Here is a 19,826-nt window from a genome sequence, read left to right on the forward strand (position 1 = left end):
CCCGGTGCCGGCTTTTTTAATTGGAGGGTATTGTGAAGTATTCAAACGTCGTTGTGGGTCAGGTCATTAAACGCATCAGTCGGTTCACCGTGACGGTTGACCTTGATGGGCAGGCAGTGGCCGCGCACCTCAGTAATACCGGTCGCAACAAGGAACTGCTGCTGGCCGGGGCACCCATCAGCATTCGCCGCGCGGACAATCCGGCCCGTAAGACCCCGTATGACATCCTGGCCGTTCAGCGGGACGGTCGCTGGATCAACATCGACAGCCTTGCGCCTAACCGGGTGGTCAAGGCGGCGCTGAGCGATGGTAGTTTGGTGCTGCCGGCCTGCCAAGAGCCGTACCAGGTGCGCCCGGAAACCACGTACCGGGATAGCCGCCTGGATTTCGCCGGCCAGGATGGGGCGGGCCGGGCCTGGTTCGTTGAGGTGAAGGGCGTGACCTTGGCCAACGGCGCGCGGGCCGCGTTTCCCGACGCGCCCACCCTGCGCGGTTTAAAACATGTCCACACGCTGACCCACGCGGCGCAAAGCGGCTACCTGGCGTACCTGGTGTTCGTGGTGCAGCTGCCAGGCATCACCAGCATGACGATCTTCAAGGACCGGTTTCCTGAGCTCGCCCCGGCCATCACGACGGCTAAGGCGGCAGGCGTTCAGGTGCTCGCTTTGACCTGCCGCACCGCGCCGGACGAGATCGTCCTGGACCACGCCATCAGGTTTGACGAACAGCTGCCGTTTCAAGAGCTCTCGCTAGCTTAAACAAACGCCCACTCGCGCGCATTGCGGCGGTGGGAATTATTTTGCGGGTCAAGCGCTTTGTTTGCCCGGCATAGTTAGCCCCAGCAGCAGCCCAACCACCGCAACGCCGGCAAAGGCAAAGAAGGTGGCGGTGAAGCCGGCGGGTTCGCTGCCGGTCGCCGCCTGCACCGTGCTGAGGATCATCGTGGCGACGGCGACCCCGGTGGAGCCCAGCAGCTGCCGGACCGTGGTGGTGACGGCGGTCCCGTCAGAGATCAGGTTCCGCGGCAGCGCGTTGGCCCCGGCGGTCACCGCCGGCATCATGACGAAAGCATTGCCAGCTTCGGTCAGCATTGCCCCGATAATGGCGATGATCAGCGGCATGTGGCCGACTAACAGGCCAAGCATGACAAAGCCGATGATGATGAGGCTCATGCCGATCGTGACGACCCGCCGCGGGCCGATCTTATCGAGCAGCGCCCCGGCCCGCGGGTTCAGCAAGCTGAGGCCAACGGCGGCCGGGACCAGGGACAGGCCGGAAACCAGCGGTGAGACTTTCAGGATGTCTTGAAAATACAGGGGCATCACGATGGTGGTGACGATCAGGCCAATGTACGAAATGCCGGTCATCAGGACCGCCTTGGTGAACAGCGGCGTCTTGAACACGCGCAGCTCAAGCAGGGGCTTGTTCATCCGCAGCTGCCGGGTGACGAACCAGACGGCCGCCAGGGCCGAGACCAGCAAGATCATCCACAGGATGGCGGTCATGCCGGTGTGGGTGGCTTCAGACAGCACGTACAGCAACGCCGGGAAGCTGGCGGCCAGCACCACGGACAGCCAGTCCAGCGTCGACAGCTGCTGCGGCATGACGTCGGTGATGGTGACCGGCGAGGCCGCCAGCACCAGCAGGGCCACGATCAGAAACAGGGCGAAAAGGGCCTGCCACGGGAAGAAGCTGAGCAGCACGCCGGAGATGATCGGCCCCACCGCCAGCGCTGACCCCATGACCAGGCCGGCCAGACCCATGGTTTTGCCGCGGCCCTTGCGCGGGGTGATCGTCAGCAAGACCGTTTGGTAACTGGGGAAAATGATGCCCACGGCCAGGGCCTCCATCAGCCGGCCGATCATCAGCACGGTAAAGCTCGGTGCCCAAATGCACAGCAAGGTGCCCACCGCAAAGACGCTAACGACGCTTTGGAACAGTTTTTTAAACCCGACGTTATTCAGGAGCCAGGGTGAGACGGGGATCATGAGGCTCATGACCATCATGAAGCCGGTCGTCAGCCAGGCGACGGTGCTGGCACCCAGGTCAAAGCTGCGCATGAAGGCCGGGTAGGCGGTGCTCAACGACGATTGGGAGATCGACATGGAGAAGGTCCCGGTCAGCAGTGTGACGATAAATGCGGTGTGCCTGGAGCTTGATACTGGTGCTTTTGCCAAAATACCTCATCCTCTTTTTGGGTCGCCAGTTAGGCAGCCCTTAACTTCACCGACAATTATAACCACTCTAATGTGAGACGCAAGGCGCTTCGTTGTGCTCAATTCAATTCCGGGTTATAATCAGCATCAAGAACCAGGCAGCAAACCAGGAGGTAGGATGAGAATGGCAAATGAGCCAAGGCGCCACAAGCGCGCAAGCAAAGCCAAAACGTGGGCCTGGCGGGTCTTTCTAACGTTAGGCCTGCTGGTCGGCTTGGCATTGGTCTTTAATGAACAAATCAAACTGTTTGTGGTTGACTGGATGAGCCGCACCACGCTCAATGCGATCGACAAGAACACCGTCGATAAGAACAGTAAGAAAAAGGCCACCTACGACTTTTCCAAGGTGAACGACCTGGACCTGGGCACAGTCGGCAATGCGGCCATGAACACGAAAAACGCGATCGGGATGATCGCGGTGCCCAAGGTGTCGCTGCGCCTTCCAATCATGAAGGGGCTGGCCAACGACAACCTTTCCGTGGGGGCGGCAACGATGACGGCGGACCAGAAGATGGGTGAAGGCAACTACGCCTTGGCCGGCCATGACACCTCCCACAAAGGGGTGCTGTTTTCGCCTTTAGGCTACGTGAAGAAGGGCGATAATGTCTACATCACGGACCTGAAGAACGTATACCGCTACAAGGTGACGCTGAAGAAGAACGTCGACCAGTACGAGGTGCAGTGGGTCGATCCGGTGCCGGGCAAACGGCTCATCACGCTGATCACGTGTGAGGTCACCACGGCCACGCGCGCAGATCGGATCATGGTGCGCGGCGAGCTCACCAAGGTCACCAAGGCGACCGCCAAGCACCTGAAGGTCTTTAAGGCAGATAAGTAAACCGCAGCAAAAACGCCGGCCCTGCTGCCGGCGTTTTTGCGTGAGTAACCTGGGAGGAATTTGATGACGAAGTATGAACGGTTTGTGGCCAATGTTAAGATCCGGCGCTGGGTGGTGCTGGCCAGTCTGATCGTGATCTTGTGGTTGGCCCGCGCGGTCATGAGCACGATCCTCTTGACTTTCATCTTTACCTTCTTGGTGACGCGGCTGATTCGCCTGGTGCGCCGCTTTGGCCACGTGCCGGCGCTGGTCGTGGTTGTGCCGCTGTACCTGCTGATCCTGGCGGGGATGGCGTACGCGGTGCTTCACTATGTTCCCGCGATCGCCGAGCAAACCGTTCACCTCGTGGACTCGGTGACGGATTTTTACAACAGCAAGGCCTTCGCGAACAACCAGGCCATGCAGTGGGTGCTTCAGGCCGTCAACCAGATGAACCTGAACGACCAGATCAAGACCTCGGTGTCGGCCTTGCTGCAGTACGCCGGCAGCATTACCGCGATGGGCGTGACGTTGCTGCTGTCATTGATCCTGAGCTTCTTTTTCTCCGTCGAGATCGATGAGCTCACCAAGTTTGGGAAGAACTTCACCACCTCGACCTTCGGCTGGTACTTCCAAGACGTCGGGTACTTCGCCGGCAAGTTCATCGCGTCGTTCGGGGTCGTCATTGAGGCGCAGCTGTTCATTGCCTTGGTCAACACTGTGATCACCACGATCACGCTGATCGTAATGAAAATGCCGAATATTCCCAGCTTGGCGATCATGGTCTTCCTGCTGTCGCTGATTCCAGTCGCCGGGGCCTTGATCTCGGTGGTGCCGCTGGCCATCATTGCCTACACCGTCAGCGGGATCCAGGGCGTGATCACGATCATCGTGATGATCATCGTGATCCACCTCCTGGAGACGTACGTGCTCAATCCGCAATTTATGAGCAGTCGCACCAAGCTGCCGGTTTTCTTCACCTTTGTGGTGCTGATGGTCGGTGACTGGCTGTTTGGGACGTGGGGGCTGATCGTCGGCATCCCGATTTTTACCTTCATTTTGGACCTGCTCGGCGTCAAAAAGCTGCCGGGTCAGTCCCGTAAATTGCCGGCGGAAAAGGCGAAAGGCCAACGTTCCGCCTGACGAACTGGCCATAAGAACCGGACCGGCCCCAGCAACGCCGAGGCCGGTCCGGTTGACTGCTGCCTGGCGATCAGCACGGGCCACTAATGCCGGCGGAAGATCCGCGTCATTAGTCCGGCAATCAGGGCGATGCCCCCGCCGATCAGCAGCAGGTCCATCACCCCGTGCAGGATGGACAGGGCGAAGCTGGCGTTGACGGCCATTTGCAGGCCGGGGCTGTTGACGTAAACGATGAAGTAACCAATGCTGAGCAGCCACAGCACGGCTACGGTAAGCCACCAATATTTGCGCATAAAATTGCCTCCGCATTGAGTTTACCAGAAATCGCCTGCCGGCGGCCCCCTGACTTGACCGGCGCCGCCCGCGGTCCGCGAAAGTCATCGCGCTTTTTCTGCAAATGGTGTATCATTAAGTGTCGAAAACAGCTGTGCATTCAGCAAAACTAAAAAGTGAGGTAATCTCTCGATGGCAAAATTAGTGCTTATCCGTCACGGTCAAAGTGAATGGAACCTGTCCAACCAGTTCACCGGCTGGGTCGATGTTGACCTGTCCGAAAAAGGAACTGAAGAGGCGAAGGAAGCTGGCCGCCGCATCAAGAAGGCCGGGCTCGAATTCGATCAGGCTTACACGTCCGTTCTGACTCGTGCGATCAAGACTTTGCACTACGCACTGGAAGAATCCGATCAGCTTTGGATTCCAGAAACCAAGACCTGGCGCCTTAACGAGCGTCACTACGGCGCCTTGCAGGGCCAAAACAAGGCTGAAGCAGCCAAAAAGTGGGGCGACGAGCAGGTTCACATCTGGCGTCGGTCATACGACGTTCTGCCACCACTGTTGAGTGCAGACGACGAAGGCTCCGCTGCTAAGGACCGGCGTTACGCCAACCTTGACCCACGCATCGTGCCGGGTGGCGAAAACCTCAAGGTCACTTTGGAGCGCGTTATCCCATTTTGGGAAGACCACATTGCGCCAGACCTGCTTGATGGCAAGAACGTCATCATCGCGGCGCACGGCAACTCCCTGCGTGCTTTGACCAAGTACATCGAGAACATTTCCGATGAAGATATCATCAACCTGGAAATGACCACCGGCGAACCCGTTGTTTACACCTTCAACGAGAAGCTGGAAGTCACCGATAAGGTTAAGCTCAGCAAGTAATTGCCAGCAGCCAAGGACCGTCTGCCTCGTGCAGGCGGTTTTTGTGTGGGTCAAAAACGGCGCTGACGTCAGCTTAAGGCGCCCGATCCACCGGTCAAAAGTCGCCCAGCCGCCCCCAAGTGCCGCCGCCGGCCTATAATGGAGGCGGATACGGTTGGGTTATAGGCCGGCGCGGCCGAGGGGGTAAGATCAATGACGATTGCGATTCGGTATTGTTCTAGAACGGGAAACACGGCAAAAGTGGCGCAGGAGATGGCGACAGCACTGCACGTGGAAGCACGCAGCATCGAGGCGCCATTGCCTTTGCCAGTTGATGACTTGTTTCTCGGCGGTGCCATTCACATGGCGACAATGGACCGGGAATTAAAGGAGTTTGTCGCCAATCTGGCGCCAGGGCAAGTGGGGCAAGTCTTCATGTTTGGCACTTCTGGCGGCGTGATGTCGATTGCCCGCGGCCTTGCCCATGCGCTGAAGGAAAGGCACATCAAGGTGGCCAGTGCGCAGCTGTTTCTGCACGGCATGATGCCGGACAAAAAGGCGCTCAGCGATGATGAAAAGGCCAAGATTGCCGCGTTTATCCACCAGGCTGCGGCAGAGCTGACGCGGTGATCAGCCTTGGCGACGGTCAAGCCTGACGCTCAAGTCTAATGCTACGCAGTCGCGAAAAGCCGCGCTGATCGGTGCTTTCGGCACTGATCAACGCGGCTTTCGTGGCTGTGGCGGGTGCCTTAGCCTTCTGTGTACGGATGATTCGGATCGTCGTGGCGGCTGCCATCGCGATCAGGTTGCGTCTGATCTGGGTCCGCCGGAGCGGGATTATCGGCCGGCTGGGCCTTGGCGGGTGCCGCAAACACGGTGGAATCGATTCGCGCGTCAAGGTTGGCCTGGGCGGCCGTAGATGGTTCAGGCCCGTCCGGATTCTCAGGCAGTGGCACGGACGGGAGCAGCGTCAACACCAGTGTGGTGAGTTGAACGGCCCACAGAAGCACGCGCTGAATGGTTGAGTCTGCGGGAAAGGCGTACTGGGAAGCAATATTGATCAACACCTGGATGAGGTAGATCCACCACGGCACGCCAGTATCGCGGTACCGGCGAATCGTCAGGGCAATTGCCGGAATGATCACGATCAGGAAGAACAAGAGGAGGAGCAAGAGAAAAATGACCAGCCCAATGCCCATTTTACCCAGCAGTTTTTGCGGGGTCACGGCGCCGGACGCACCGGCCACCACGCCGATGACGGCGCCGAGGAAGCCGAAAAGGGCAGCGAGGCCGAGGATCATCGCAAAAAGGAACATCCACCAGTACTCACTGCGGCTTGACCGGCCGGTGAAGTTGATGTAATTACTGAAGAACGCCTTGATGGTGGTCCACCCGGTTGCCCGGTAGTAGCGGTTGCCGGTGGCACTTTGCGCCTGCGCGTTGGACTTGATTGCCATATTGCTCACTCCTGACCTTAATTTGACTGAATCGTAGCATAACCGCGGCGTGCTGACAATCGGCCGCGGCTGGCAGGGCGTGATGCGGCTCGTGCTGGCAAAAGAGAAATGGTATACTGAGATGGATAGTGCACTGACGAACTGTAAAGGAGGCCGTTGCATGGACTTTTTACGTTGGCGCGTGCTGCCGCCCCCATGGCCATTAGCCAGTCGGATGCCGCAACGCCTATAAGGAGAGATAAATAATGACTCAAGCAATTGATTTACGTGCCGGGATGACGTTCGTGAAGGACGGCAAGCTCATCAAAGTTCTGGAAAGCAACCATCACAAGCCTGGTAAGGGGAACACCCTGATGCAGCTCAAGCTCTACGACGTGCGGTCAGGCTCCACCGTCCAGACGACCTACCGGCCCAGCGAAAAAATCGAGCTGGCCGAAATGGTTACCAAACCCGCTCAGTACCTGTACACCCAGGACGACCTTGCCTACTTCATGGACCTGGACACGTATGAGCAGTACGAGATCCCGACGGAAAGCATTGAAGTGGAAATGAAGTACCTGCTGGAAAACATGCAGGTCTCCATTGAGTTCTACGGCAAAGAAGTGATCGGCATCACCCTGCCAAGCACGGTCAACCTGAAGGTCGTTGAGACCCAGCCGTCGATCAAGGGCGGCTCGGTCACTAACGGCGGCAAGCCTGCCACCATGGAAACCGGGCTGGTCGTTAACGTGCCTGATTTTGTTCAGGCGGGTGAGACAATCGTGGTCAGCACCCAAAACGGCAGCTACGAGAAACGTGCATAACCTGGAAACACCGCCGCGGCGGTGTTTTTTTTGAAGGTGCGCAGGGTTCGCGTACTTAGGCAGACGCATTGCCTAGCCTGGTGCTTTGCTCGCAAAGCGAGTGAAGCGCCAGGCGTAGCAATGCGCTCTGCCGTTGCGAACCCGGAACCCAGTTAGAAGGTGTGTAGAGTTGGCGCTTTTAGCGGGATGGGCAGCCTAGCCAAAGGCATTGCCGCTGGTCTTTGGCGGCGAGGCCTTTGGCGTAGCAGCCCACTCCCGCGTTGCGAACTCGGAACCCAGTTAGAAGGTGTGTAGAGTTGGCGCTTTTAGCGGGATGGGCAGCCTAGCCAAAGGCATTGCCGCTGGTCTTTGGCGGCGAGGCCTTTGGCGTAGCAGCCCACTCCCGCGTTGCGAACTCGGAACCCAGTTAGAAGGTGTGTAGAGTTGGCGCTTTTAGCGGGATGGGCAGCCTAGCCAAAGGCATTGCCGCTGGTCTTTGGCGGCGAGGCCTTTGGCGTAGCAGCCCACTCCCGCGTTGCGAACTCGGAACCCAGTTAGAAGGTGTGTAGAGTTGGCGCTTTTAGCGGGATGGGCAGCCGCTACGCATATCATCCTATACGCCATAAATGGCTACAGGGTGACATGCGATAGCTGCGAACCCGAAACCAAGTTAGCGGCAGAACAATCGCCGCGGCAAGCGCAAGCCTGGGGCGACGGCTGGCGGTCAATCAAAGCGGGCACCACTCGTCTAACAATTTTGTTAGGAAAACCAGCGGCATTGCCTTTATACTAGAAGGAGAGTGTATGGGGAAGGGCGGAAAATATGAGAAGCATGCGAAAGCAGAATAAGCGCTTAGGGTGGCGCCTGGTCGCCTTGGCAGTGGTGTTAGTGGCGCTTGGGCTTGGGGTGGCCTTCGTGCTCAATCGCCCGACCGCCCAAAAGAACGCGCTGAAGGCGCAGGAAGCGGCGCTGTTAAAGAAGCAGTACCCCGGCACTAAGGTTCAAGTCGCCCTTAAGCGTGGTCAGGGCGTGTTCTTCATGGCCGGAGAGAAGACGGTCCCGGCGGCGCTCAAAGAGGCGGCCGAGGCGGCGCTGGCGGGCCTGCCGGCAACGGCGGCGGGCAAGGCCGTTGTCGTGGTCGCTAGCCGGCGCAAGGCGCCGCTGGCGTTGACCAGCGTGCAGGCCAAGCTGCAGACGCTGTACCGCCAGCACGACAAGCTTCACCGCCGCCGCACGAGTCAGCAGCTGATGGTGACTGCCGCGGGGAAGCGGGCCACCGTTGCCGACCTGGTCAGCGATGACTTTGGCCGCCGCGCTCTGGACTATGCCGCCCAGACGGCCAAGGCGGAGGCCGCGGACCTGGACCAGGCGCAGCTGGCGGCGCTGATGAAGACGCCCATGCTGGCAGCCATGACGGCGACCAATTTTCGCCTCGACGACCAGGCCCTGACGATCCTGACCAAGGGTGGCCACGTGGCGGCGACGGTGCCACGGCGCAAAATCGCGCCGTACCTGTTGGGGGCGTCCGCCGCTGCGCCCAGCGGCAAGCTGGTCGCGCTGACCTTTGACGACGGGCCGAACGCACAGACCACACCTGGTATCCTTAAGGCGCTGGCGGATCACCACGTCAAGGCGACTTTTTTCGAGCTCGGCACCGGGATCGTTGAGAATCCCGCTCTGGCCAAAAGCGTGAAGGCCGCCGGACACGAGGTGGGGACGCACACGTACGATCACCTGTACCTGCCGGGCCTGAAGCCCGCAGCGGCGCTTGATCAGATGTACGGTAAAAACCTGTGGACCTACTATCACGTCTTCAAGACCCTGCCGCCGTTCATCCGGCCGCCGTACGGTGCCATCAGCAAGGCAAATGCGGACCTGGTCGGCATGCCGGCGATTCAGTGGTCGGTCGATTCGCAGGACTGGAAGTCTAAGAACCGCGATGCAATCATTGCCCGGATCAAGGCGACGACGCGCCCAGGGGGCATTGTGCTGATGCACGATATCCAGCCCGCCGAGGTCGCAGCGCTGCCGGCCGTGATTGCTTACCTGAAGAGCCAGGGCTACCAGTTCGTCACCGTCAGTCAGTTGCTGGGCCAAAAGCTGCTGCCGGGTCACCAGTACTTCGGCCAAGGCGATGAGCGCGTCATTTAGCCCGCGAAAGGCGTTTGCGTAGGCAGACGCTTTTTTGCTACACTCGGCATGGGGGTGCGATGATGACAGACTTTTACTTGGTGCGGCACGGTGAAACTGAGATCAACCGCAAAGGCGCGTTCAACGGCGGCCTGGTCGACTCGCCGCTGACGGCAAAGGGCCTGGCTGGCGCCAAGGCAGTCGGGGCTGCGCTCGCCGGGGTTTCCTTCACTCAGGTGCTGACCTCGCCGCTGCCGCGGGCGCAAACAACGGCTAGGCTGATCATGGCCGCCAATCGGGATGCCGCCCGCACGCCGCTGACCCCGGCTAACGGCCTGTGGGAAATGCGGCTGGGCCAGTGGGACGGGCGCACCGTCGCAGAAGTGGCGGACCCGCCAGCGCTGGATGTGTATTTTCACCGCCCGGCGGAATTTGATGCGGACTGGGCGACGCACTTTGGAATCGAGCCTTACGCTGCAGTCGCGCGGCGGGCAATGCCGGTGTTTGAAAGCGCGGCGGCCGCGCACCCAGCGGGGAAGATCCTGGTCATCGGGCACGGGCTCTTGTTTCAGATCCTGCTGACGGTGCTCGTGGGTCACCCGCTGGCGCTGCTGCGGACCACCCCGATGCTGAAAAATACCACGGTGTCGAAACTGACGACGCTGGACGGCCGCCACTTTACCCTGGCCTTTCGCGACCGGCGGCCAGAAGCATTTGACTAGCCGAGTGCGGTGATGCGAAAACAGTGGTTTGAGGCCTGACGGAAAATAAATATTTGCTTTGGCCTTGACATTGTTTTCTAATTTTTGTATTCTCTTGTCATACCAGTTGAACTGGTGCGAAGGAGTGTTGATCATGACAAACATTAAACCAACACAACTAAATCGCTCGTATTACTACGGCTATTACGGATAGCGGCTGCATCGCCTTTGGATGCAGACCGCGCAGCAGGTTTGCATCCATGATAGGCGCAGCGTTTAAGTATGACTTTAAACCGCCACATGGATGAGAGGATCTCTTCCATGTGGCTTTTTCTTTCCGGAAAGAAACTGGCCGGCCACAGGGAGAAATCCCGTGGCCGGCTTTTATGTTCGCGGCGGACGAGCACTCGCAAACTATTATTTGGAGGAAATCATCATGAAAATGGACAAAGTCTTGTTATCAGTAGCAGCACTGGGCATGGCCACCGCGCTGGCGGCGTGCGGCAGCACGAATGCGACCAAGAATAAAACGGTCAAGGTCGGGGTTTTGCAGCTGATCGATCAGCAGGCGCTGAACGCCGCTAATAAGGGCTTCAAGGAAGAGCTGGCCAAGCAGGGCTTCAAGGGTAGCAAGGTGAAGTTTGACAACCTGAACGCGCAGGGGGATCAGGGCAACCTGAGCTCCATGTCCGCCCGCCTCAAGAGCGATAAGAACGACGTCAACCTGGCTATCGCGACGCCAGCCGCCCAGGCGCTGCTGAAGGCGGATAACCAGACGCCGATGGTGTTCACGGCCGTAACCGATCCCAAGTCAGCCGGCCTGACGACTAACCCCAAGCAGCCTGACAAAAACGCCACCGGGGTCACCGACATGGTCGACGTGAAGGGGCAAATCGCTTTTACCCACCAGCTGTTCCCGAAGGCCAAGACAATTGGGCTGCTGTACAACGCCGCCGAGGAGAACTCGGTGGTTCAAATCAAGATCGCCAAAAAGGAGATCGCCAAGCTGGGACTGAAGGCCGTCGTGAAGACTGCCGCCACCACTAACGACGTTCAGCAGGCTGCCGAGACCCTCGCCGGCCAGGCCGATGCCATCTACATCCCGACGGACAACACGGCGGCGGCTGCAATGCCGACAATCGGCAAGGTTTCAGCGGCCAAGAAGGTGCCAGTGGTCACCGCCGATGCGACGATGGTCAAGCTGGCCGGGGTCGCGACGGTTGGCATCAACTACGAGGATCTGGGCAAGCAAACCGCCAAGCTCGCGGTGAAGATCATCAAAGGTAAGAAGGTCTCCCAACTGGGCGTTCAGGCACCCGCCAAGGCGACGCTGGTCACCAACGTCAAGCGCATGGCCCAGTTTGGGCTGACCAAGGCGCAAGTCGAGAAGGCGGCCAACGCAGTGGAATAACGCGAGTGGGTGTCCCCGCCGCCAGAAGTTTGTGATTAAATCCCAAAAGGTCCTTGACAGCATTGGCTGAATGAGTGTATTCTCATTTACATAGCAAAGGCTAATCTTTGCTAGCAAAGGACGTGTTGACAATGAAACAACCGATCTCAACACAGCTTAATCGCAACTTTTTCGCCGGCTTTTTCGGATAGCGGTTTGCATCATGGATGCAAGCCGCGGGCTTACATCCATGATGGCCGGCACCTTTAAACGTGCAATCAACCGCCACATGGAGCAAATCATTCCATGTGGCGCTTTTGTTTTCCTAGGACAAAACAATCGCCAGCCACGGGAATGAACCGAGTGGCTGGCGTTTTCTGTTTCGCGGACAGAAAGCTCAGCCGCAGTGGCGGCCGCAGTCGGTGACACACACTTAGGAGGATAATCACATGAAGTTGAACCATCTCGCATTGGGACTGGCCGCCGTGGCCACGTTAGTACTGGCAGGGTGCAGCAGCAGCGCCAGCGCTAAGACACAAGGAAAACCGGTCAAGATTGGGATCCTGCAGCTGATCAATCAGACCGGGCTGGACGATGCGCGCAAAGGGTTTGAGCAGGAGCTGGCCAAGCAGGGCTACAAGGGGGCCAAAGTCAAGCTCGACTACGTGAACGCGCAGGGCGACCAGAGCAATCTGCAAAGCATGAGCCAGCGCCTCAAGCAGGATAAAAACGATGTGAACTTGGCCATCGCGACCCCGGCGGCGCAGGCCCTCATGAAGGCCGATAAGCAGACCCCAATGGTGTTCACCGCCGTGACGGATCCGCAGTCGGCAGGGCTGGTTCAAGACCCGAAGCACCCTAGTGCCAATACGACCGGCGTGACCGATATGACGGACATCAAAAGCCAGCTGAAATATCTTAAGCAGTTGTTCCCGAAGACGAAGACCGTGGGGATGCTTTACAACGCCGCTGAGCAGAACTCGGTGGTCCAGATCAAGACCGCCACGAAGGCCGCCAAGCAGCTGGGCCTGAAGGTTGCCTTGGCCACCGTGGCGTCGACCAACGACGTCCAATCCGCCACGGAGTCGCTTGCCGGCAAGGCGGACGCGCTGTACCTGGTCACGGATAACACCGTGGCCGCCGCAATGCCGACGGTGGGCAAGGTCTCACTGAAAAAGCACGTGCCGGCCGTTTGTGCCGCGTCGACGATGGTCCAGGACGGGGGCGTTGCGACGAAGGGCCTCTCTTATAAGGAGCTCGGTCGGCAGACGGCGCGCATGGCGATCAAGATCCTGAAGGGCAAGAAGGTGGCAGAGTTGCCAGTTGAAAGCCCGGCTAAGACCATGGTGGTCAAGAACGAAAAGATGATGAAGGCGTTCGGCTTAACGGATGCGGACGTCGAGAAGTAACGAGCAGTCACTTAGTTTTTGGAGGTTAACATGGACATCCTGACATCGAACATATCCACTGGGTTTTTGTGGGCAATCATGGCGATCGGCGTTTACCTAACGTTTCGGATCTTAGACATCGCCGACATGACCGCCGAAGGGAGTTTCCCTTTGGGGGCGGCAATCACGGCGCACTCGCTGGTTTCCGGCGTGGGCCCGCTGGCGGCCACGCTGCTTGGGTTTTGCGGCGGTGCGCTGGCCGGCCTGGTTTCGGGGCTGCTGCACACAAAGCTAAAAATTCCGGACCTATTGACCGGGATTTTGACGATGACGGGACTATACTCAGTCAACCTGTTTGTGATGAAGGCAGCGAACTTGTCGCTGCTAGCTGATGTCAAAACGGTTTTCACCATGGTCAACGTTGGGGATGCCACGCTGACCACCATCGTGATCGGCCTGTTGATCCTGCTGATCGTGATTGGCCTGCTGGTGCTCTTTTTCAACACCGAAATGGGGCTGGCGGCGCGCGCCGTCGGGAATAACCAGGCGATGGCTGCGGCCAACGGGATCAACAACGATAACATGAAGATCATCGTGTACATGCTCTCCAACGGCCTGATCGCGCTGTCCGGTTCACTCATGGCGCAGACGAACGGCTATGCCGACGTCTCGATGGGGATCGGCACGCTGGTCATTGCGCTGTCTGCGATTATCATTGCCGAGATCCTGGTGCGCAACGTCACTTTCGGGCAGCGGCTGCTCATGATCATTGTCGGCGCGGTCATCTACCGCTTGATCATTGCCGGCGTGCTCCAGCTGGGGGTCGATCCAAACTACCTGCGCCTGTTCTACGCGCTGATGTTGGTCCTCTTCCTGGCCCTGCCGCTGGTGGAGAAGGAAGTCAAGAAGGCACGCGAGCGTGCCGCGAACAAACGGGAGATGAATAACTGATGACAACGCCAGCCTTAGAAGTTCACAAGTTGAATCAGTGGTTTGAAAAAGGCACGCCCAACGAGAACCACGCGCTTAAAAATATCGAGCTGACGCTGCAGCCCGGCGAGTTCGTCACCATCATTGGTGGCAATGGCGCCGGCAAGTCCACGCTTCTGAACAGCGTTGCGGGCTCCCTTCAGGTCACCCAGGGGCAGATCAAGATCGCGGGCAAGGACGTGACCTACCAATCCGTGGCCAAGCGCGCGAACCTGATTTCCCGGGTGTTCCAAGATCCCCGCTCCGGGACGGCGCCGCTGCTCACGGTCAAGGAGAACCTGGCACTGGCGCTGAAGCGCGGCGCCTGGCGCAATTTCTGGCGCAAGGGCGTACGCCGCGAGGACTTGGCGCTGATGAAAGCCAAACTGGCCAGCCTTAACCTCGGGCTGGAGGATCGCCTCGACACCGACATCGGGCTGCTGTCTGGCGGTCAGCGCCAGGCGATCACGCTGCTGATGGCCACGATCAACCTGCCGGAGCTGCTGCTGCTGGACGAGCACACCGCCGCGCTGGACCCGGCAACCTCGGCGACGGTGATGGCACTGACCCAGCAGATCGTTTCCGCCCAGAATATCACCACGCTGATGATCACGCACAACATGCAGGACGCGCTGAAGTACGGGACCCGCCTCATCATGCTGGATCATGGCCGCATCGTGGTCGACCTGCCGCAGGAGAAGAAGCAGGGGCTGACGATCCCTGATCTGCTTGACCTGTTCAAGGAGCAAAGTGGTGAGGAACTGAACGATGACGCCGTGCTGTTAAGCTGAGCGGGCCTTCGGAGAAAACAGGCTGAACCATCCGCAGTTTTAGCCTCAGCCACAGGCGCCCCGCCGCCGTGCATTCGTCCGCTGAATGCACGGTGGCGGGGCGTTTGCGTGGCTGGACGCTGCTGGGCCACGGGCGGCTCGGCGCAGCTTTTTTGCTAATTTAGCACTCTACTTGCAAGAGTGCTAAATCGGTGGTATGATACATTATGTAAACAAGAGGACGTACAAAGCGGTGCGGCTGACAATAAGAAGGAAGACCCTGCCGCCTGGTGGGGTCTTTTGATCCGTGCAAGTCCGCTTGCAAACAGTGAGTAATTGAGAAGAACGTGTCCCGCGTCGCCAAACGTAGGGCCAAAGGAGGAATTGATATGGCACAATTTAATGATCCATTCTTTAACAGCGGCATGGATGATTTTCTGGATCAAGTGCTGCGCCAAATGGGCACCGATGGTCGTGCGCGTTACATGGTGAACGGACACGAGCTGACCCCACAAGAAGTGGCGCAGCTGCAGCAAGGCGGCCGCATGCCGGCGCAAAACGCGCAGGAGATCCCAGTGCAGGAAGGCCAGCGGCAAAAGAAGGGCATTCTTGAAAAGCTGGGCCGCAACCTGACCAAAGAAGCGAAGGCCGGGACCCTGGATCCCGTGATCGGCCGGGACAAAGAGATTCAGGAGACCGCCGAGATCCTGAGCCGGCGCACCAAGAACAACCCGATCCTCGTTGGGGATGCCGGGGTAGGCAAGACGGCGGTCGTTGAGGGCCTTGCGCAGGCCATCGTTAAAGGCAACGTGCCTGCGGCCATCAAGGACAAGCAGATCATTTCCATCGACTTGTCCAGCCTGGAAGCGGGCACCCAGTACCGCGGCAGCTTTGAGCAGAACATTGAGAATCTGATCAAGGAAACCAAGAAGGCGGGCAACGTGATCCTGTTCTTCGACGAGATCCACCAGATCCTCGGCGCCGGGGCGACCGGCGGCGAGGACGGCGGCAGCAAGGGCCTAGCTGATATCATCAAGCCGGCCTTGTCGCGTGGTGAGATCACGGTCATCGGCGCGACCACCCAGGACGAGTACCGCAATACGATTATGAAGGACGCTGCTTTGGCGCGGCGGTTCAACGACGTCACGATCAACGAGCCGGACGCCAAAACGACCTTGGCGATTTTGCAAGGCGTGAAGGGCCTGTACGAGAAGCACCACAACGTGAAGCTGCCAGACGACGTGCTGAAGGCGGCGGTCGACTATTCGATGCAGTACATTCCGCAGCGCTCGCTGCCCGATAAGGCCATCGACCTGATCGATATGACGGCGGCACACCTGGCGGCCAAGCACCCGGTCGTCGATAAGGTCACCTTGGAAAAGGACATCAAGGCGAAGACCGCGCAAAAGGATGCGGCGGCCAAGGCCGAGGACTTTGAAAAGGCGGCCAAGCTGAAGACGGCGATCGCCGCGCTAGAAGCACAGAGAGACAACGCTGAGACCCAGGCCACGCCGGTGGTGGCGACGCCGGATGACGTCGCGCAATCCGTTGAACGGCTGACCGGCATTCCGGTCGCCCAGATGGGGGCCAACGACATCGAGCGCTTGAAGAACATCGGTAAGCGGCTCAAGGGCAAGGTAATCGGCCAGGATGAGGCCGTCGACATGGTGGCCCGGGCCATCCGGCGCAACCGCGCGGGCTTTGACGAAGGCAGCCGGCCAATCGGCTCCTTCCTGTTCGTTGGGCCAACCGGGGTCGGCAAGACCGAGCTGGCCAAGCAGCTGGCCCTGGACCTGTTTGGCAGCAAGGATGCCATCATCCGCCTGGACATGTCCGAGTACAGTGATCGCACGGCGGTGTCCAAGCTGATCGGCACCAGCGCCGGGTACGTCGGCTATGAGGACAACGGCAACACGCTGACCGAGCAAGTCCGGCGCAATCCGTACGCCATTGTCCTGCTGGATGAGATCGAAAAGGCCGATCCGCAAGTGCTGACGCTGCTGCTGCAGGTGATGGACGACGGCCGGCTGACGGACGGTCAGGGTAACGTGGTCGACTTTAAGAACACCGTGATCATTGCGACCTCCAACGCTTGCTTTGGCGAAGAGGCCTTGACCGGTGAGCACGCCAAGGATGAGGACCTGATGAAGCGCCTGGCGCCGTACTTCCGCCCCGAATTCCTGAACCGCTTTAACGGCATCGTGCAGTTCAGCCACCTGACCCGGGCGGATCTGGGCAAGATCGTCGACTTGATGCTCGCAGACGTCAACCAGACCCTGGCCAAGAAGGGCCTGACGTTGACGGTCACGGACGACGCCAAGCAGTGGCTGATCGCCCAAGGCTACGACGAGGCGATGGGCGCACGGCCACTGCGCCGGGTGATCGAGCAGCAGATCCGCGACAAGGTCACCGACTACTACCTGGATCACCAGGACGTCAAACATTTGCAGGCGGCCCTGGTCGAAGGGACGATCGTGATCAGCGCGGTGAAGGAAAAAGCGGCCGCCTTGAGTAAGTAAAGGCGTAAAGGCCCGAATGAGGCTTTGACGGCAAGTGACTTGAGCCCCAAACGCAAGCAATCCCTGCATGATGATTTGGTTTTTCAATCATCGTGCAGGGATTTTTTTGGCGTGATTTAATGGTGAAACCGGCGTGCGGAGGCGGCGGTTTGACGCTCGGCTGGGCCAGCTTCGCCAAGCTCACGGCCAGAGAAAGTGATCGGTGGCCTGGATGACGGCGGGGTTGGTGCGCAGCAGGCGGTGCTGCGCCAGCGGGCCGGTGAACTCCAGGGCCTCGTAGCTGCGCAGCCGGCTGCCCAGCAGGTAGCGCAGGGAGCGGGAGGACACGTTGTTGACCTTGCCGTCCCAGTGGCGGCCATCGCCAAGGTCGCCGTAGATGTTGAGCACGGAGACCTGGTATTTAGGAAAGTGGCTGCGCATGTGCATGGCCTGAAGGTAGGCCGGCGCCATCCAAGGCGGCTTGCCGCCGGGACCCATGCGGTGGGCGGCGCGGGGGCGATGCACGCCAGGGACGCCGTCGAAATTACCGGCGATTGCCACGTATTTCTGCAGCTGCGGAAGCTGAGTGTACTGGCCGTAGCGCAGCTCGTAGAATAGCACCGCTGCGTTGCCCAGCGAGTGGGCGACAATGTTGAAGCGGCGGATGTGGTAGCGGTGCTGGAGGGTCGTGATCACCGCCGCCAGCCAATCAGAGATTTTACCGTAGCGCAGCGTGCGGTTGTTCTTAAACACGACCTTGATCAGCGGCCGGTGGCTGGCAACTGGCCAGCGGCCGTGCAGCTTGACGGCCCCGTCATTATTGACGGTCGCGGTGAGGACGGACGTCGCGTGGTCTTCAGCCTGGGCCGTCTTGATGAAGGCGGCCATGGCCCGCGGCCCAGAGCGGTGGCCGTGGAGGTAAAGGGTTGGCACTTGGCGCTGGATGGTCGCCAAAACGGGCGCCGGCTGAGCGGCACCAAGAGCGAGCGCGACAAAGGCCAGTAGGAACCAAATATGTTTTCGCATGCGCTCACCTCGATGAGGCAAGCTTACAAGGAACGCCGGCCGCCTGCAAGAACACTTTTGTCACCTTGGGGGGCGTTGGTCAGCGAAGCGCCCGCGCCGGCTTGGCCGCCGCGTCTTCGCTAACGGGCTGGTCCTTCACAAAAACTAGGAGCAGCACCAACGCGAGGAGGAGCAGGCCGATCATGATGCCGAAGACGCCATGGAGGCCAAACTGGGCGTCAAGCAGCCAGCCCACCAGAAACGGGCCGATGGTCGACCCCACCCGGCCGACGGACTGGGCGGTCCCCATCGCGGTGCCGCGGATCCGCCGGGCGAACTGACCGGGCGTCAGGGCGATCAAGGTGCCCCAGGCGCCCAGGTCGAAAAAGGACAGGGCCGCGCCACCAATGAGGATCAGTGCCGTGGAGCTGGCAGCGGCGAAGACCAGGCTGGCAAGGATCGTGCCGGTGAGATACAGCGCCATGATCTTCTTGCGACTGATCTTCGTCATGAGCCAGGCGGCAAGGTAGTACCCCGGCAGCTGGGCAAAGCTCATGGCCAGGGTGTACCCCAGTGAGCTCACGATGGAAAAGCCGCGCATGGTCAGAACACTGGGGAGCCAAAGGAAGATCCCGTAGTAGGTCAGCATGACGATAAACCAGAGCGCGCTCAGCGGAATGAGGGTGGCCAGATTGCGCCCGGTCAGCAGCTCCCGAAACGGGGCCCGCGCATGGTCAGTGCGCGGCGCCTCTGCCGGCAGGTGCTCACGCAAAATGAACGCGTAAAAAGACGCGATGAGGGTGACGCCGACCGCGATGCGCCAGCCAAACGCGGGCATCACCAGGTAGGCAATCAAGGAAGCGACGATCCAGCCCCACGCCCAGAAACTGTCGGCAAGCACCAGCATCTGGGACTGCTTGACCCCGGTAAAATGGTCCGCCAGCACGGTCGCGGCAACGGGCAGCTCTCCGCCCAGGCTGATCCCGGCGACGAAGCGAATGATCATGAACCAGGTGACGTCCGGGGCGAACGCCAGGGCGAGGTTGCTGAGGGAGAAGAGGACCAGCGTGCCCATCAGGACCCGGCGCCGGCCGAAGGTGTCGGCGAGGCGGCCGCAGCCAACGGCGCCAAAAATCATGCCCACGTTGGTCATCGCGCCGACCAGTCCCAGCTGGGTGCTTGATAACTGCCACTCCGTTTTGAGCATTGGCATGATGAATGAGAGCAGGGCAACGTCCATGGCGTCAAATAGCCACGCCGTGCCAATGACAAGCAGCAGGTGCTTTGGTGTTTTCATGAATAAGGCCTCCAAGAAGTTTGATCAGCGTTGAGCTGCTGACCACGTTACAGGAGCACATGGGCCCTGTCAAGACAGTGAAACGATGTTGGCGTTTGCTGGCTGATGCGCCAGGCTTGGCCGGG

At 59.6% G+C, this 19,826-nt stretch carries 18 protein-coding genes; 13 read left to right on the forward strand and 5 right to left on the reverse strand.

The window, feature by feature from the left end; translation table 11 throughout:
• The first annotated feature begins 32 nt into the window (after positions 1 to 32).
• Entirely contained in the window at positions 33 to 758 is a 726-nt protein-coding gene (gene sfsA, locus EKM85_RS00710) for a DNA/RNA nuclease SfsA (RefSeq protein ID WP_125584355.1), read from the forward strand.
• Between the two features lie 48 nt (positions 759 to 806).
• Here sfsA and EKM85_RS00715 read toward each other — a convergent pair whose 3' ends face one another.
• Positions 807 to 2,177 carry an MFS transporter gene (locus EKM85_RS00715; protein ID WP_225418908.1) on the reverse strand — a complete coding sequence of 457 codons (1,371 nt, stop codon included), beginning with the start codon at positions 2,175 to 2,177 and terminating at the stop codon, positions 807 to 809.
• A 163-nt stretch (positions 2,178 to 2,340) separates the two neighbouring features.
• On the opposite strand from EKM85_RS00715, the gene EKM85_RS00720 reads away from it, so the two are divergent.
• Positions 2,341 to 3,054, forward strand: coding sequence for a class A sortase (locus tag EKM85_RS00720; protein ID WP_225418909.1), 714 nt, complete (start codon positions 2,341 to 2,343; stop codon positions 3,052 to 3,054).
• A 63-nt stretch (positions 3,055 to 3,117) separates the two neighbouring features.
• Positions 3,118 to 4,176: an AI-2E family transporter gene (locus EKM85_RS00725; protein ID WP_125584357.1), complete on the forward strand. Its 1,059-nt coding sequence runs from the start codon at positions 3,118 to 3,120 to the stop codon at positions 4,174 to 4,176.
• Between the two features lie 83 nt (positions 4,177 to 4,259).
• Here the strand turns inward: EKM85_RS00725 and EKM85_RS00730 are convergent, their stop codons facing one another.
• The gene (locus EKM85_RS00730) at positions 4,260 to 4,469 is read right to left on the reverse strand and encodes a hypothetical protein (RefSeq protein WP_125584358.1); all 210 of its coding nucleotides are present in this window, start codon (positions 4,467 to 4,469) and stop codon (positions 4,260 to 4,262) included.
• 172 nt (positions 4,470 to 4,641) lie between these two features.
• Here EKM85_RS00730 and EKM85_RS00735 point away from each other — a divergent pair, with 172 nt between their 5' ends.
• Together EKM85_RS00735 and EKM85_RS00740 are read left to right on the forward strand one after the other, a co-directional pair.
• Positions 4,642 to 5,334 carry a 2,3-diphosphoglycerate-dependent phosphoglycerate mutase gene (locus EKM85_RS00735; RefSeq protein WP_125584359.1) on the forward strand — a complete coding sequence of 231 codons (693 nt, stop codon included), beginning with the start codon at positions 4,642 to 4,644 and terminating at the stop codon, positions 5,332 to 5,334.
• A gap of 192 nt (positions 5,335 to 5,526) precedes the next feature.
• Positions 5,527 to 5,943, forward strand: a complete 417-nt coding sequence (locus EKM85_RS00740; RefSeq protein WP_125584360.1) for a flavodoxin family protein — start codon at positions 5,527 to 5,529, stop codon at positions 5,941 to 5,943.
• A 119-nt stretch (positions 5,944 to 6,062) separates the two neighbouring features.
• Here EKM85_RS00740 and EKM85_RS00745 read toward each other — a convergent pair whose 3' ends face one another.
• On the reverse strand, positions 6,063 to 6,770 hold the full coding sequence (locus tag EKM85_RS00745) for a DUF805 domain-containing protein (RefSeq protein ID WP_164510618.1): 708 nt from the start codon (positions 6,768 to 6,770) through the stop codon (positions 6,063 to 6,065).
• 245 nt (positions 6,771 to 7,015) lie between these two features.
• Here EKM85_RS00745 and efp point away from each other — a divergent pair, with 245 nt between their 5' ends.
• The 8 genes from efp to EKM85_RS00785 all read left to right on the forward strand — a co-directional run bounded on the left by efp (position 7,016) and on the right by EKM85_RS00785 (position 17,420).
• The gene (gene efp / locus EKM85_RS00750; protein ID WP_125584362.1) at positions 7,016 to 7,573 is read left to right on the forward strand and encodes an elongation factor P; all 558 of its coding nucleotides are present in this window, start codon (positions 7,016 to 7,018) and stop codon (positions 7,571 to 7,573) included.
• An 811-nt stretch (positions 7,574 to 8,384) separates the two neighbouring features.
• Positions 8,385 to 9,704 carry a polysaccharide deacetylase family protein gene (locus EKM85_RS11550; RefSeq protein WP_225418910.1) on the forward strand — a complete coding sequence of 440 codons (1,320 nt, stop codon included), beginning with the start codon at positions 8,385 to 8,387 and terminating at the stop codon, positions 9,702 to 9,704.
• Positions 9,705 to 9,766: 62 nt separating this feature from the next.
• Complete coding sequence (locus EKM85_RS00760; RefSeq protein ID WP_164510619.1) at positions 9,767 to 10,405, forward strand: histidine phosphatase family protein; 639 nt, start codon at positions 9,767 to 9,769, stop codon at positions 10,403 to 10,405.
• Positions 10,406 to 10,820: 415 nt separating this feature from the next.
• Complete coding sequence (locus tag EKM85_RS00765; RefSeq protein ID WP_125584364.1) at positions 10,821 to 11,795, forward strand: ABC transporter substrate-binding protein; 975 nt, start codon at positions 10,821 to 10,823, stop codon at positions 11,793 to 11,795.
• A 428-nt stretch (positions 11,796 to 12,223) separates the two neighbouring features.
• Complete coding sequence (locus EKM85_RS00770; protein WP_125584365.1) at positions 12,224 to 13,183, forward strand: ABC transporter substrate-binding protein; 960 nt, start codon at positions 12,224 to 12,226, stop codon at positions 13,181 to 13,183.
• A 30-nt stretch (positions 13,184 to 13,213) separates the two neighbouring features.
• Positions 13,214 to 14,113 (forward strand): ABC transporter permease, encoded by a 900-nt coding sequence (locus EKM85_RS00775; protein WP_125584366.1) that lies wholly within the window; start codon positions 13,214 to 13,216, stop codon positions 14,111 to 14,113.
• Positions 14,113 to 14,922, forward strand: coding sequence for an ABC transporter ATP-binding protein (locus EKM85_RS00780; RefSeq protein ID WP_125584367.1), 810 nt, complete (start codon positions 14,113 to 14,115; stop codon positions 14,920 to 14,922). Before EKM85_RS00775 ends, EKM85_RS00780 begins: the two co-directional genes overlap by 1 nt.
• Before the next feature lie 368 nt (positions 14,923 to 15,290).
• Positions 15,291 to 17,420 (forward strand): ATP-dependent Clp protease ATP-binding subunit, encoded by a 2,130-nt coding sequence (locus EKM85_RS00785; protein ID WP_125584368.1) that lies wholly within the window; start codon positions 15,291 to 15,293, stop codon positions 17,418 to 17,420.
• 180 nt (positions 17,421 to 17,600) lie between these two features.
• Here the strand turns inward: EKM85_RS00785 and EKM85_RS00790 are convergent, their stop codons facing one another.
• Both EKM85_RS00790 and EKM85_RS00795 read right to left on the reverse strand, forming a co-directional pair.
• Positions 17,601 to 18,425: an alpha/beta hydrolase gene (locus tag EKM85_RS00790; RefSeq protein WP_125584369.1), complete on the reverse strand. Its 825-nt coding sequence runs from the start codon at positions 18,423 to 18,425 to the stop codon at positions 17,601 to 17,603.
• A gap of 79 nt (positions 18,426 to 18,504) precedes the next feature.
• Positions 18,505 to 19,701, reverse strand: coding sequence for an MFS transporter (locus tag EKM85_RS00795; RefSeq protein ID WP_125584370.1), 1,197 nt, complete (start codon positions 19,699 to 19,701; stop codon positions 18,505 to 18,507).
• Positions 19,702 to 19,826 lie beyond the last annotated feature (125 nt).

The organism is Lacticaseibacillus jixianensis (assembly GCF_003946485.1).
GTDB classification, from domain to species: Bacteria; Bacillota; Bacilli; order Lactobacillales; family Lactobacillaceae; genus Lacticaseibacillus; species Lacticaseibacillus jixianensis.

Coding starts and splice junctions, on each gene's coding strand:
- EKM85_RS00720 (WP_225418909.1), top strand. CDS start 2,341: ATGGCAAATGAGCCAAGGCGCCACAAGCGCGCAAGCAAAGCCAAAACG.
- EKM85_RS00725 (WP_125584357.1), top strand. CDS start 3,118: ATGACGAAGTATGAACGGTTTGTGGCCAATGTTAAGATCCGGCGCTGG.
- EKM85_RS00730 (WP_125584358.1), bottom strand. CDS start 4,469: ATGCGCAAATATTGGTGGCTTACCGTAGCCGTGCTGTGGCTGCTCAGC.
- EKM85_RS00735 (WP_125584359.1), top strand. CDS start 4,642: ATGGCAAAATTAGTGCTTATCCGTCACGGTCAAAGTGAATGGAACCTG.
- EKM85_RS00740 (WP_125584360.1), top strand. CDS start 5,527: ATGACGATTGCGATTCGGTATTGTTCTAGAACGGGAAACACGGCAAAA.
- EKM85_RS00745 (WP_164510618.1), bottom strand. CDS start 6,770: ATGGCAATCAAGTCCAACGCGCAGGCGCAAAGTGCCACCGGCAACCGC.
- efp (WP_125584362.1), top strand. CDS start 7,016: ATGACTCAAGCAATTGATTTACGTGCCGGGATGACGTTCGTGAAGGAC.
- EKM85_RS11550 (WP_225418910.1), top strand. CDS start 8,385: ATGCGAAAGCAGAATAAGCGCTTAGGGTGGCGCCTGGTCGCCTTGGCA.
- EKM85_RS00760 (WP_164510619.1), top strand. CDS start 9,767: ATGACAGACTTTTACTTGGTGCGGCACGGTGAAACTGAGATCAACCGC.
- EKM85_RS00765 (WP_125584364.1), top strand. CDS start 10,821: ATGAAAATGGACAAAGTCTTGTTATCAGTAGCAGCACTGGGCATGGCC.
- EKM85_RS00770 (WP_125584365.1), top strand. CDS start 12,224: ATGAAGTTGAACCATCTCGCATTGGGACTGGCCGCCGTGGCCACGTTA.
- EKM85_RS00775 (WP_125584366.1), top strand. CDS start 13,214: ATGGACATCCTGACATCGAACATATCCACTGGGTTTTTGTGGGCAATC.
- EKM85_RS00780 (WP_125584367.1), top strand. CDS start 14,113: ATGACAACGCCAGCCTTAGAAGTTCACAAGTTGAATCAGTGGTTTGAA.
- EKM85_RS00785 (WP_125584368.1), top strand. CDS start 15,291: ATGGCACAATTTAATGATCCATTCTTTAACAGCGGCATGGATGATTTT.
- EKM85_RS00790 (WP_125584369.1), bottom strand. CDS start 18,425: ATGCGAAAACATATTTGGTTCCTACTGGCCTTTGTCGCGCTCGCTCTT.
- EKM85_RS00795 (WP_125584370.1), bottom strand. CDS start 19,701: ATGAAAACACCAAAGCACCTGCTGCTTGTCATTGGCACGGCGTGGCTA.